We start from the raw sequence: 13,443 nt of genomic DNA, 5'->3' as shown, positions 1-13,443 counted from the left end.
GCATGGACAAGCATCACATGCCGATGAATCGGAAGCAGGGCGTCGCCAGGTGGCGTTCCGCCATGGTGTCGTTGGGTGCCGGTCTGCTGGCATCGCTGGCGGCGATGCCGATGGTCAGCGCGCAGGCCGCGGTAACGGCATCGCCGCCGGGGGCTGCCATCGCCACCAATCGGAACAACCTGGCGGCATCGGCCGGCAACTACACGGCCTATCCGACGCTCAACGCCAGCGCGGTGGCGCCGTTGGTGATGCTGGTGATGTCGCGTGACGAGCAGTTGTTCATCAAGGCGTACACCGATTACACCGATCTCGACGGCGACGGCCTGATCGACAGTACCTACAACAACAACTTCAGCTATTCGGGTTACTTCGACCCGGACCTTTGCTACGACTACGGCAGCAGCAGCTTCAAGGCGGTCGGCGCGGCCACGACGCACAAGTGCCAGGGCGGCGTTGCCGGCAAATGGAGCGGCAACTTCCTCAACTGGGTAGCGATGAGTCGCCTGGACGTGGTGCGTTACGTGCTCTACGGCGGTTATCGAAGCACGGATACCGCTACCAGCACGGTGCTTGAGCGGGCGCCGATTCCCAATGACCTGCATGCCTGGGCCAAGGTCTACACCGGCAGCGACGTCAACCTCTACACGCCATTTTCCCAGGGCAGCAGCAACGGCATTTCGTTCTGCAACGCCACGGTGACGTCCGGTGGCGTGCCGCAGATGCGCGTGGCGCGCGGCAACTGGAGCGAATGGGCGGCCACGGCGGCGCGTCAGTGCGACTGGAAGGAAACCATTGGCTCGGCGAACGACGACAACAGCTACCGGGACGATGCCTCCAAGTCCAACGACGGCTTGGGTGAAAAGGAATACACCGTGCGGGTGCAGGTATGTGACCCTTCCAGTGATACCCGCGAGGCGTTCTGCCAGCGCTATGGCACCAGCTACAAACCGGTCGGCCTGCTGCAGCGCTATGGCGAAAACGGCCAGATGCGCTTTGGCCTGCTTACCGGCAGTTTCTCGGCGCCGCGCAGCGGCGGCGTCCTGCGCCGCAATATCGGCAAGCTCGCGGGCAATGGCGTGGCCGATGCCAACGGCAATTTCGCCGGTTGCGCCAGCGGCGACGAGGTCGACCTTGGCAGCGGCGTGTTCTGCGCGCAGACAGCCAGCGCCGAAGGCATCATCAATACGCTCAACCGCTTCAAGCTCACCCAGTGGAATTACTCCAACAACTGGAGCGACTGCAACGACTACGGCATCCTCAACCGCGAAACCAGCGCGGGCGGCTCGCAGAAGCGCCTGAACAATCCCGGGTCGTCCGGCAGCGGCGCGCAAAACTGCAGCGCCTGGGGCAACCCGCTTTCGGAGATGTATGCCGAAGCGCTGCGCTATATCGCCAACGACGGCGCCAAGACCAGCCGCTTCAATGCCAGCGGCGATCTGGATGGCTTGCCCAGCGTCGACTGGAAAGATCCCTATGGGGTGGCGAGCGACACCGGCAATGTGCGCAATCCCTATTGCGCCGGCTGCAGCATCATCGTGCTGTCCACCGGCCTCAACTCGTTCGATAGCGATGAGGTTCCCGATATCGCCGCGCTCGGCGCCGGCGCGGCCTCGAAGGCGACCAAGGACGTCGGCGTGGCCGAGGGCATCGGCGGCAACTATCTGGTGGGGCGCGTCGGGCTGACGCCGAACAACACATCCCTCAATACCTATGAGGACCTGTGCACGGCCAAGAGTGTCAGCGATCTGAGCCTGGTGCGCGGCATCTGCCCGGATATTCCCTCGATGGAAGGCAGCTACCTGATCGCCGGGCTGGCCTACAAGGCATGGACCACGGATCTTCGCCCCGACCTGAAGACGCCCAACGGCCTGGACCGGCCCAAGGTATGCGACGCCAGCGGCGACCATTGCGTCGGCTACAAGAACAAGGTGCAGACCTATACGGTGGCCCTGGCCGAGAACCTGCCCAAGTTCCAGATTCCGGTGGGCAGCGGTTCGATCACGCTGGCGCCGCTGTGCCAGGCCAACAACACTGGCTCGGCGGCCATCGGCGATACCGGCTGGCGCAGTTGCTACCTGGGCGCCGTGGGCATCGGGCAGAAGAGTTCGGCGGTGTCGCCCAATTACATCTATGGCCGTTCGATGGAGAGCGACGGCAGCGCGGGCAGTTTCTCCCTGGTCTGGGAAGATTCGCTGTGGGGCAACGATCACGACAACGACGTCGTGGCCATGCTGTCCTACTGTGCCGGCGCCAAGTGCAGCGTCAACCAGCAGTCCGGCCGCAAGAAGCCCAATGGCAGTGCCTATGCCGGCTACGACATTTGCTGGCGTTCCGATTCCACTGTGTGCGGCAGCGACGGCAAACCGTCGGTGTTATCGAACGAGGTGCTGGTGCGCATCGAGACGCTTTCGGCCTATGCGGGCAATGCGATGCTGAGCGGCTATTCGGTGACCGGCTCCAATGACGATGGCGTCAAGCGCGTCGTGCTGCGTCCGGGCAACAAGAACGGCAGCGTGCTGACCAAGACCGCCGATCCGGACAGCAGCTGGAACCTGCCCAAGGTGGCCAAGTACAGCCTGGGCTCGGGCGGCGCCAGGCAATTGGAGAACCCGCTGTTCTACGCCGCCAAGTACGGCGGTTTTGCCGACGTCGCCAGGAGCGACGGCGGCATCGCCGACAAGCCCTGCGACCCGCCGGCCTGCACCGTCTCCAACTGGGACCGGGTGGACAACAACACCGGGCAGCCGCGCGCCAATGGCGGTGGCGATGGCCTGCCCGATAATTTCTTCCCGGTGCGCAATCCCGCGCTGCTGGGCGAACGTTTGGCCGATGTGTTCAACAAGATCCTGGCGCGCTCGGGGTCGGGCACCTCGGCAGCGGTGGTATCCGCCAGCGCCGGTGGCGATGGCCTGACTTACCAGGCGCTGTATCAGGCGCAGCAGCAGAACAAGAGCGGCAGCCAGAAAGTGAGCTGGACCGGTTCGCTCAACGCCATGTGGACGGACCCCAGCGGCCATATGCGGCTGGGCGGCTACAGCGTGGGTGGCGTGCCCACGCTGGGCGACGAACAGCAGAACCCCATCGTGATGTTCTGCACCACCGTGCAGGGCGAATCGCGCTTCAAGACCTACACCGCCGCCGCGGACGTACCCGCGACGATCTCGCCGGCCGAATGCACCGGCAACACCCTGGACGCGTTGCAGCCGGTCTGGTCCGCGCAGTCCGCGCTGATGGCGGGCAATTACCAGACCGAGAAGCAGCGCAGCTATGGCGCCGCGGCGACGCCGTCGAACGGGCGCTACATCTTCACCTGGGTCGACGCCAACCATGACGGCAAAGTCGATGACGGCGAGCAGATGGACTTCGCCTGGGACAGTTCAGCGTTCTACGGCAGCGGCACCTGCGCGGCGGGCTCCAGCGTCACCGGCAATTTCCGTTTCCTCAATACCTGCAGTGCGGACGGCGCAAGCAGCCTGATCAGCTGGGTGCGCGGCAGCGAACTCAACGACAGCAGCGGCAAGCCGGATGTGAACTGGCGTTCGCGCACCCTGGATGGCAGCGTCTATCGGCTGGGCGACATCATCAACTCCACGCCGCTGGCGGTGGGGACGCCGGCCGAAGCGTTCGACCTGCTCTACGCGGACAGCAGCTACGGCGGCTTCCGTCGCATCTACCAGAGTCGGCGCCAGATGATCTACGTGGGCGCCAACGACGGCATGCTGCATGCCTTCAATGGCGGCTTCTATGACGCCTCCAAGCGCCAGTTGAATACGCAGCCCATGGCTTGCGACAAGGACGGATGCAAGCTGGATGCGGGGTTCACCGCCCATCCGCTGGGGGCCGAAGTATGGGCCTATGTGCCGGGCAACCTGTTGCCGCATTTGCGCTGGCTGGCCGATCCGGCCTATGCCCACATGTTCTATGTGGACGGTTCGCCGGTGTCACAGGATGCGCGCATCTTCAAGGCCGACAAGAGTTGCAGCGCCAACGCCACCAGCCAATGCCACCCCGATGGCTGGGGCACGCTGTTGATCGTGCCATTCCGCTTCGGCGGCGGCCCCATCAGCGTGGATACCAGGCTCGCATCGGGCGGCGCATCCATCCAGAACTCGTTTCCGGCCTACGTGGTGCTGGACGTGACCAATCCGGAAGCGCCCCCGGTGGTGCTGGCGGAGTTGACCAACACCAGCGGCGTGGGCACCACCTGCGCCGGCAAGCTGGTGTCATGCAGCGACCTGACGCGCGTCGTGAGCACCTATACATCGTCGTTGCCTGCGGTGGCGATGTTTCGTCCGCGCGCCTCGGCCAATCCCGATCCGAGCAAGTTCTTCCTGTTCACTGGATCGGGCACCACCGACAACGGCGGCGTGGGCACGATGGAAGGTGGCAATGCCGGCTCGTCGGCGGGCCTGGCCATTCGTGCTTTCGATCTGTCCAACCTGGCGTCCAGGGACCCCACACCCGTGACCTGGGGCAATGGCACGATGGTGGAGAGCCTTGCCGATGTCGGCGGCGCGGGCGCTGGCGCCCAGAGTTTCGCCGGCGATCTGATTGCCTCGGATTTCAATCTGGATGGCATCGCCGAAACGCTTTATTTCGGCAGCGTCAAGGGTTCGTCGACGACGTTCAGCGGCGGCCTGTGGGCGATCGATTTCAATGGCGAAACCGATCCCACCAAGTGGCTTCCGCGCCAGCTGCTTTCCGGGCTGGGCAAGCCGGTGACGATACGCCCGACGCTCAGCGTCAACGACAAGCGCCAGCGCGCGGTGTTCTTCGGTACGGGCCGCGCCTACACCAAGGCGGACATGAGCGACCAGCAACAGCAGGTCATCGCCGGCCTGGTGGATACGGGCGGTACCGTCGCCTTCTCCAGCCTGCAGAACGTCACCGGCATCGACATCACCGTGGATGGCAAGGTGGTGGGCGCGGGTGCCGATGTCACGGACACCGGCGCGCTGCAGGCGCTGGTGGATGGCAGCGGTGGCTGGTACTACAACCTGAGCACGGCCGATGCCAACAACAAGGCCATACCCTCCGAGCGCGTGGTCAGCACGCAGGTGCTGTCGGATCGCACCCTGCTGACCAGCACCTACCTGCCGGGCACCGATACCTGCACGGACCAGGGCGAGGGCTTTCTCTACGGCATGGACTACAAGTCGGGCACGCCCAGCCCGGGCCTTGCGGGCTTCCTTGGTTCCCGCACTACATCGAAGGGCACGCTGATCAATCGGTCCGTTTCGCTGGGCGCGGGTCTGCCATCGCAGCCCAGCCTCAAGCGCGGGGTCAAGAACGGCAAGCAGCAATTGCGGGTCTGCGTGCAGACCTCCACCGGCGCCATCATCTGCTACGACGTGCCCACCATGAACGGCATCAACAGCGGCGAGATTTCCTGGCGCGAACCTTTGGACAAGTGACGGAGCAAAGCATGGGACGCCAGCGAGGTTTCAGCCTTATCGAGCTATTGATCGTGGTGGCGATCATCGCCATCCTTGCCGCCATCGCCTTGCCGTCTTATCGCCGCTATGTGGTGAGGGCGCACCGCACGGACGCGCAGAGAGCGTTGCTGGAACTGGCAGGCAGGCAGGAGCGCTACTTCTATGCGAGGAATGCCTATGCCGACAGCGTGGACAAGTTGTCGGTAACCGCCAGCACCTATGCCGACATGCCGTACACGGTGGAAATCACCGACGCCTCGGCATCGGACTTCACCTTGACCGCGACGGCGACCGGCGCGCAGCAACGGGACGATGCGGCTTGCCAGACCCTGGTGCTTACCAAGGCCGGCGCCCGGCTGTCGACGGGCACCACCGACAACGATCCGCAGTGCTGGGGAGGCTGACCATGGCGCGCAGCCTTCGTCATACCGGGCGCCCAAGGCATCATGGGATCGGATGGGTGTTGCTGATGGCGCCTGCCGTGGCCACCGCGCAACAGATCTATCAATGGACGGATGCCGCCGGCACCGTGCATTACAGCGAGCTTCGCCCGGTCGGTGACGCCAAGGTCATGCGATTGACCCGTGACGAACCCCGGGTTACCCCCGAACAGGCGGTCGAGGCGGCCGCCAGGGCGTTGGCCGACAGGCAAGCAGAACTTGAGCGAGTCGATCAACAGCAGCGCCAGCGGATGTGCGCCAAGGCGCGCAACAATCTCCAATTACTCGACAGCAACGCCATCGTGCTGGGCAGCGGCGACATAAAAACCGCCACCCGTCTCAGTGACGAACAACGTCATGCCGCGCGCAACGAGGCAAGGCAGCAGGTCGGGCAATACTGCGATGAGTGAGCATCAGTCGTCGCACCGTCCGGGTAGCCGGGGCTTCACGCTGGTCGAGCTGGTAGTGGTCACGGCGGTATTGGCCATACTCGCGACCATCGCCATGCCCAATTTCACCAGCCTCATTCGCCGCAACCAGGTGACATCGCACGCCAACAGCCTGCTGGCGGACATCCAGTACGCGCGCAGCGAAGCGTTGGCGCAACGCGGCTTCGTCTCGCTCTGTCCCCGCGCCGCCAACGCCGGTGCTGCCGACCAAGCGTGCGCCGAAGACGCCAGCGCCAATTTCGATGGCGGCTGGCTGATCTACGGGGCGGCCGCCGCGCATACCGCGTACAACGATTCCGATGAGGCACATCCCGTGCTGCGGTTGACGGCGAGTCCCGGCAAGGTGTCCCTGCGTAGGGACGCCGCAGGCATACTCACGTTCAACGCGCGTGGTGAGCTGGTGGGCAACCAGGGCGAGACGGTGATCGCCGTGTGCTTCAAGCCGGAGTCGGAGCAAGGCGAAGCGGGCAGCAACACGCCGGCGGTTCCCGGAAAGCAGGTGCGCATTGCATCGAGTGGGCGGGCTTCCGTCAGCACTCTGCCGGCCGGCGCGACCTGCGGTTGAGCTTCCATCGCGCGGGTTAGGTGGGGCGCGGGCCGGGCATCCGGTTTACCGCACCATCGACGGGAATTGCCAGGCTGCTTGTAGGCGGCCCTATGGTTTTGTTGTCGGGAAGCGTGACTCGTCGGCCGCTTATACCCGCTCGTCGGCCCGCGTATTCCCATCCATGCCAACTAGCATGAATGCTCCTGTGAGTTCGCACGGGAGCTATCCATGCATACGGAAATGCACCAGCGTGGCGTATCGCTGATCGAAGTGCTGGTGGCCGTGCTTATCTTCAGCATCGGCCTGATCGGGGTGGCCGGCCTGCTGGTGATGGCGACGCGCTCCAATCATGCGGCGTACCTGCGCACGCAGGTGACGTTTCTCGCCAACAACCTGGCCGATCGCATGCGGGCCAACCCGGTGGGCGTCTGGAAGGGCAGCTATAACGGCGCGTATCCGGTCACATCCGGCGCACCGAATTGCGACAAGGGCTCGGCATGCGATCCTCTGGCCGTCGCCAGGCGCGACCAGGTGCTATGGAGCCGCCTGCTCACATCGCAGCTGCCTGATGCCAGCGCCACGCTGCAATGTACCGGTGTCGACCGCGCTGGCTATGACCCATCGGCCGAGCTGGGGTTGCGACCTCCGTATGGTGGCAACTGCGCCATGACGGTCACCTGGGCCGAACGAGAGCTGGGTGATGCGAGCCATCGCGATGCCGCGACCCAGGTGTTTGCCTGGCATTTTCAGCCATGAGCGTGGCCGTCTCTCGCCGCTCATCCGGTGTCACCCTGATCGAGCTTCTGGTCGCGCTCGTGCTGGGTTTGCTGGTCGCCGGTGGCATCGTCACCGTAGTCACCTCGACATCCGCCAGCAACCACGCTCAGAACCAGTTGAGCCAGGTACTGGAGGGAGGGCGCTATGCGCTGGAGCGCATCACTGACGACTTGCGTATGGCCAATGGCCTGTACTGCGCCAGTACCGGCGGCATCGCCGCCCATGCCGCCAGCGGGTTGTGGCTTGATGGCCTGCGTGCGCCGACGGTATATGCCCGGGACATCATGACGTCGCTGGCGTCGAAGGATCTCACCACCGCCTGGGGGCAGCGCTCGGGCGGCAATACGTATCCCGCGGCACCATCGTCGCCCTATGCGTTGCCGCCCTTCCTGTCGATGCGTGGCTACGATTGCGACACGACGGCCTGCAAGCCGGTCAATCCGCCAACCTCGGTTGCACCGGCGATGGGGAAGGGTGTTGGCGCCCGTGCCTTGGGCACCAGCCTGGTCACGCTGCGCTTCATGGACTCATCGCGCGGCTGGGTGCTTGGCGGCAACAGCCGGGTGGTGACCAACGCGGCCGACGGTTCGATCGCCGCCATCCACATAGCTTCCGCCGCGGGCGAGCCGGCACTGAAGGAGTTTGCATCAGGCGACCTGGCGATGCTTGCCGATTGCTCGGGCGCGCAGATCTTCGCGGTGACGGGCAATCCTGATTTCGTTCCCGACCCGACGCGCAATTTTTCCGCGCCCGCGCTCCAGGGCATGCAAGCAGCACCGAAGCTGTTCGACTTCAATACCGACTACCTCAGCGTGACGTACTACGTAAAGGTGGTCGCGAACGATGACGGCACCACCACCGGCGCACTCGCGCGCAAGGCCGGCAATGGCGCCGAAGAACTGGTGCGCGGCGTCGAACGGCTGGACTTCCTCTATGGCGTCGAGGACGCCGACGGCAACACCCGCTATCTCACGGCGGACGACGTCGACAGCGGGGCGGGCGGCAGTATCGGTTGCCCGCCTTCCGTGCCTTCGCCGCTGGGCGGCGATCCGGGTTGCCTGTGGCGCGCGGTGAAGAGCATCGAGGTGCGGCTGCTGATGGCGGGTGAGCGGGCAATCTATACGCTGACCCCGGACGAGCAGATGTACGCGTATGCCCTCGACGGCTTTGCCATGCCGGCCGCGCCGAACGCGGCGGGGCGCAAGGTTACGCCGGTGGCCCAGGGCTTCGGCAACGCCAAGATCCGCCGCGAATTCACCGCGCTCGTCTCGGTGCGCAATTACAACCCCTGATCCTTTTCCGTGGAGGCACCATGCCCCATCCATGTATCGGTTCCGCTTGCGGCGAACGAGGTGTCGTGCTCGTGGTCGCGCTGATCTTCCTGCTGCTGTTGAGCATCCTCGGCATCGGCGCCATCGGGCGTTCGCTGTTGCAGGAGCACTTGGCTGGCGGGCTTCGCAACGCGCAGCTGGCGGACATGGGGGCGGAGGCAGCGCTTCGGGGCGCCGAGTGGCGGCTGTGGAAAGCCAGTGCCCAAACGGGGGCGGGCATGAAATGTGGCGCCACGCTGCTTACCGATTGCTACGTCTACGACCCCGCCGCGCCCACGCTGGCCACGGTAAAGACGTTCCGCACCAGCGCGGGCTGGCTGCCCAGCCTGGGCACGGAATACAACGCCGCCAACGGCGGCATCGACTTCACTCGACCGCACGCCGGCCAGGAGAGCGCCGCGCTGGCGCACAACCCTCGCTACCTCATCGAAGATCTGGGGCCCGAGCTGCCGCCCGGCGTGGGTGTGCAGCATGAATCGGGTTTCAGCGGATCGGCGTCAACGGGAAGACACATCTATCGGATTACTTCGCGCTCCGTGGGTGGCAACGAGAACACGCTTCGTGTGCTGGAGAGCACGTTCACGGCCAAGGGCGATTGATGGGAGGAAGGATGATGCGTGCCTCGGTGATGCAGGGACTGCGCACGGCATCGCTGGTTTCAGCACTGATGGTTGCCGGTGGCGGCCTGCCTTTGCGCGCGGACACGGTCGATCTTTCGGCGACGCCACCGGAGCTGACGCCGGCGGTGGCGCCCAACCTGGTGCTTACCTATGACGATTCCGGCAGCATGGCGCAGGGTTTCGTGCCGGGTTTCCTTGGCGAGGGCGAGGCTATCTACGGCGCCTATGCGGGGATGATCACAGATCCGGCCAGCGGTCGCCGGATCTGTGGCTGGTTCAGTGCCGATGGCAGCAACCTTGTCCATGCGTGGAACTTCTCGCCGGCGGTCAATACGCTTTATTACGACGAGACTCAAACCTACGTGGCGCCCAGCAAGCTCGATGGCACCGCGATGGACGAGGGCAGCATCACCGCCGCCTGGGAAGACGGCATCGGTGCCAATACAGGGGGAAGCCGCGCCGCCCGCAACCTGGCCATCAACTATCAGATCACCTGGTCTGGCGGAAACTTCCCCAAACCCGACGTCATTCTTCCTGCCGGAACCGGCAACGCGCCGTCCGTGAGCTGCGACCCCGGTGTGAACGGTTATATGCCATTCCCGTATGCGAATGCCGATGGCACGCAGGCGCATGCGTTCTTCTACCGGTTCACCGGACCCGCCCATGACATCGCGGCTCTCCATGACCCGACCCGGTATGTGGCCGTCGATGTCACTACGTTACCGATGGATCAGCAGAGGAATTTCGCGATCTGGTACGGCTTCTACCGCACCCGCCAGCTGGCTGCGCGATCGGCGCTGCTGCGCGCCTTCGCATCGGTTTCCGGCACCCTTCGCGTTCAATGGCAGCGGCTCAATACCGCCCAGCTCACCACGAGTGCCTTGATCAAGCCATTGTCCGATAACGCCCAGCGCCAGGCTTTCGCGCATTTCATCTATACGAGCAACGCCACCGGTGGCCATGGCGCGCCGACGCGTAGTGCCATCGTGCGCGTGGCCCATTACTTCGGGCCATCCAACAATCGCCTGGCGGAGAACAACCCCTATTACGACACGGCGTCGGGCAAGGAGCTGAGCTGCCGGCGCAACTACAGCCTGCTGGTGACGGACGGTGGCTGGAAGGACGACCCGGGCTTCACCGACGCCTGGAAGGACATCAAGGACGCCCAGGGCACCCCTATATGGGTGGGCGCCAACCCGGACCAGACGACGACGGTGCTGCCGGACGGACGCCGGTATGTCCCTTCCAGCCAGGCGGCCACGATCTTCGGTGGCGGGCCGAGCCAGAACCAACGCTCCGGTTTCGCGGATGTGGCCTTCCACTACTGGGCCACCGACCTGCGGCCCGACCTTGCCGACAACGTGGTGCCTTACTTGCCGGACCGGACCACGGGGGTGACGGGCACGTCCATCACCGCGGCGATCGGCAGCGACCCGAAGACGCTGCCCGACGAGGTTTACTTCAACCCGGCCAACGATCCGGCCACATGGCAGCACCTGGTGCAGTACGTCGTGGCCTTCGGCTTGGACGGGCAACTGACTTTTCCCGATGACCTGCCTGCCTTGCGCAAGGGTGCCAAGACCTGGTCCGACTGGGCCAGCGCACCCAATGACGAAACCATCGCTACGCCCGCCAAGCTGGACGATACCTGGCATGCGGCCATCAACAGCCGCGGCGAGCTGTTCAACGCCAGTCATCCGCAGCAGCTGGCTGATCGGCTCAGGCGGATCATCCATGGCGTTGTGGCACGCAATGGCGCCGTCACTGCCGGCACGCTCAATGCCAGCGTGCTTGGCGCGGATGCCGTCACCTTTCTTACCGGGTTCAGCAGTGATGACTGGAGCGGCAGCGTGCAGGCGCATCAGGTCGACGCAGGCGGCCGCATCGGAACCGTTCAATGGCTGGCCGAGCAACGGCTGGATGCGCGTACGGGCGACCACGAGGACCGCGTGATACTCACCAGTACCGCGACCGGGCCCGGTCATGGCACGGCGTTCAAGGGGACGACCGTGGTCAATGCGATCAACGCCGTCGATCCGGGTTTTGGCTCGGCAAGTGGCGATGAGGATGGGCTGGATCGGCTGGCGTGGATCCGCGGCATTCGCAGCAAGGAGGGCACGGTGTTTCGTCCGCGCAGCTCGGTATTGGGTGCGGTGATCAATGCCCAGGCCGCCTATGTGGTCTATCCCGCCAGCGGCTATCGCGACAACTTTCCTTCTCGCCGAAGCACGCCAACCACGCCCGCGCCGGAAATGGCCGTCGATCGGGATGGCAAGCTGCTCCACAGCTATGAGCAGTTTGTGGCTGACCACCTGAAGCGGGCGCCGACGCTCTACGTGGGCGCCAACGACGGCATGCTGCACGCCTTCGACGCCACCACCAGCGGCACCCGCGTTGCTGCGGTTGACGTCGCTCCCGACCCAGGTACGGAACGCTGGGCGTATGTGCCTTACTCGGTTTATGGCGGCTTGCGCGGCATGAGCGCGCTGGCCCGGTTCCAATATGCGCCCACGGTAGATGGGACGCCGGTGACTCGGGATGTCTTCTTCGGTTCCGGTGGCAAGGTGGGCTGGCACACGATACTCGTCGCGGGCCTGCGCCTGGGCGGGCGCGGAGTGTACGCGCTGGATATCACCGAAGCCTCGGCCAGCGAGGGAGCCTCGTCGGGCAAGGTGATGGGCCCTGCGGACAAGGTGCTGTGGGAATTCAACCACATGACGCCCAGCGCAGTGGGCGATCCCGCACGCCTGGGTTATACATTTGGACGTCCAAACATCGGTCGCCTGGCCCATGGCAAGTGGGCCGTGCTGGTGCCGAGCGGTTACTTCCCTGCCGATAGCACGGACCCGGCGGCGTCCCACCCATCCAGTTCGTTGTTCGTGCTCGATGCCCAGACCGGCGCGCTTATCAGGGAATTGCGCACCCCGGAGACGGTCGCCGGCGTGGGCCCGGTGAAGAGCCATGGGCTCACCACGCCGGTGCTGGGCGACTACGAGAACGACCAGGTGGACGATGTGGCCTTCGCCGGCGACCTGCTCGGCAACCTGTGGCGTTTCGACCTGCGCGACGAGAACCCGCAGAACTGGCGGGTGGATCTATTGTTCAGGCCGGTCATCGCAGGCGATCGCCCCATCACCGTGATGCCGAGGCTTTTTCCCGATCCGGCCACCGGGCATTTCATGGTGGTATTCGGCACGGGCAAGTACCTGGGCAGCAGCGACAACCTCATCGATGCATCGACCAGGACGCAGGCCGTCTACGGCATTCGCGACCCGGGCGTGGCCGGGGCGCGGACGGTCATCGAGGGCTCCTCGCGGCTGGTGCAGCAAACCCTGGCCGAGCAAGCGCAGATACGCGGCCTGACCACTCACGCCGTGCCGCCATCCGACAGCGCGGGTAGGCCCATCGACGGCTGGTATTTCCTGCTGTACGTCGCCGATGGCGATGGCCGGCAAACCAACCGGGGCGAACGCGTGGTGGTGGATGCCACCGCGTTGTTCGATAGCAACCGCGCCATCATCACCACGCTGATGCCGCAGCAGGCCGACCCATGCAACCCGAAGACGCAGGGTGCCGTGATGGTGGTCGATGCGGCGACCGGCGGCGCGGCGCAAGGCGTCAACCTCGGCACCGTCGTCGATTGGAAGGGTGCCTACAGCCAGGCCGGTGCCCGCATCACCGATGCGCCCACCGGGGGCTCATTGCCTGCGGCCGTCCGCGCGGGAGGAGGCGAAATCTACTTCCCCGGAGTCAGCCTGGCTTCCGATGGCCGCACGTTCTCCATCGGCGATGCGCTCTGGCGTCGGCGCTCGTGGCGCGTGCTCAACAGCGACCAATAACAAGG

The 13,443-nt window shown here is 65.0% G+C and carries 8 protein-coding genes; all 8 read left to right on the top strand.

Annotated elements, in window-relative coordinates; translation table 11 throughout:
• Positions 1-2: 2 nt before the first annotated feature.
• The 8 genes from MJ606_RS10160 to MJ606_RS10120 all read left to right on the top strand — a co-directional run bounded on the left by MJ606_RS10160 (position 3) and on the right by MJ606_RS10120 (position 13,438).
• Positions 3-5,414, top strand: a complete 5,412-nt coding sequence (locus tag MJ606_RS10160) for a PilC/PilY family type IV pilus protein (protein ID WP_243049403.1) — start codon at positions 3-5, stop codon at positions 5,412-5,414.
• 11 nt (positions 5,415-5,425) lie between these two features.
• A complete protein-coding gene (locus MJ606_RS10150) occupies positions 5,426-5,839 on the top strand; it encodes a type IV pilin protein (protein ID WP_279236765.1) in 414 nt (137 codons plus the stop codon).
• A gap of 2 nt (positions 5,840-5,841) precedes the next feature.
• A complete protein-coding gene (locus tag MJ606_RS10145; RefSeq protein WP_243049402.1) occupies positions 5,842-6,285 on the top strand; it encodes a DUF4124 domain-containing protein in 444 nt (147 codons plus the stop codon).
• Positions 6,278-6,889 (top strand): GspH/FimT family pseudopilin, encoded by a 612-nt coding sequence (locus MJ606_RS10140; RefSeq protein ID WP_243049401.1) that lies wholly within the window; start codon positions 6,278-6,280, stop codon positions 6,887-6,889. The genes MJ606_RS10145 and MJ606_RS10140 overlap by 8 nt, the downstream gene beginning before the upstream one ends.
• 210 nt (positions 6,890-7,099) lie before the next feature.
• Positions 7,100-7,627, top strand: a complete 528-nt coding sequence (gene pilV, locus MJ606_RS10135) for a type IV pilus modification protein PilV (protein WP_243049400.1) — start codon at positions 7,100-7,102, stop codon at positions 7,625-7,627.
• Positions 7,624-8,940: a PilW family protein gene (locus MJ606_RS10130; protein ID WP_243049399.1), complete on the top strand. Its 1,317-nt coding sequence runs from the start codon at positions 7,624-7,626 to the stop codon at positions 8,938-8,940. The genes pilV and MJ606_RS10130 overlap by 4 nt, the downstream gene beginning before the upstream one ends.
• 20 nt (positions 8,941-8,960) lie before the next feature.
• Positions 8,961-9,578 (top strand): PilX N-terminal domain-containing pilus assembly protein, encoded by a 618-nt coding sequence (locus MJ606_RS10125; protein WP_243049398.1) that lies wholly within the window; start codon positions 8,961-8,963, stop codon positions 9,576-9,578.
• Positions 9,579-9,589: 11 nt separating this feature from the next.
• Positions 9,590-13,438 (top strand): PilC/PilY family type IV pilus protein, encoded by a 3,849-nt coding sequence (locus MJ606_RS10120; RefSeq protein WP_243049397.1) that lies wholly within the window; start codon positions 9,590-9,592, stop codon positions 13,436-13,438.
• The last annotated feature ends 5 nt before the right edge of the window (positions 13,439-13,443 follow it).

This window comes from Dyella sp. RRB7 (genome assembly GCF_022761115.1).
Lineage (GTDB): Bacteria > Pseudomonadota > Gammaproteobacteria > Xanthomonadales > Rhodanobacteraceae > Dyella.
This window is presented reverse-complemented; position numbering and strand designations above follow the sequence as displayed.

What these genes read in the sequence shown, in the direction of transcription:
- MJ606_RS10130 (WP_243049399.1), top strand. Translation starts at nt 7,624, where the DNA reads ATGAGCGTGGCCGTCTCTCGCCGCTCATCCGGTGTCACCCTGATCGAG.
- MJ606_RS10120 (WP_243049397.1), top strand. Translation starts at nt 9,590, where the DNA reads ATGATGCGTGCCTCGGTGATGCAGGGACTGCGCACGGCATCGCTGGTT.
- MJ606_RS10150 (WP_279236765.1), top strand. Translation starts at nt 5,426, where the DNA reads ATGGGACGCCAGCGAGGTTTCAGCCTTATCGAGCTATTGATCGTGGTG.
- MJ606_RS10125 (WP_243049398.1), top strand. Translation starts at nt 8,961, where the DNA reads ATGCCCCATCCATGTATCGGTTCCGCTTGCGGCGAACGAGGTGTCGTG.
- pilV (WP_243049400.1), top strand. Translation starts at nt 7,100, where the DNA reads ATGCATACGGAAATGCACCAGCGTGGCGTATCGCTGATCGAAGTGCTG.
- MJ606_RS10145 (WP_243049402.1), top strand. Translation starts at nt 5,842, where the DNA reads ATGGCGCGCAGCCTTCGTCATACCGGGCGCCCAAGGCATCATGGGATC.
- MJ606_RS10160 (WP_243049403.1), top strand. Translation starts at nt 3, where the DNA reads ATGGACAAGCATCACATGCCGATGAATCGGAAGCAGGGCGTCGCCAGG.
- MJ606_RS10140 (WP_243049401.1), top strand. Translation starts at nt 6,278, where the DNA reads ATGAGTGAGCATCAGTCGTCGCACCGTCCGGGTAGCCGGGGCTTCACG.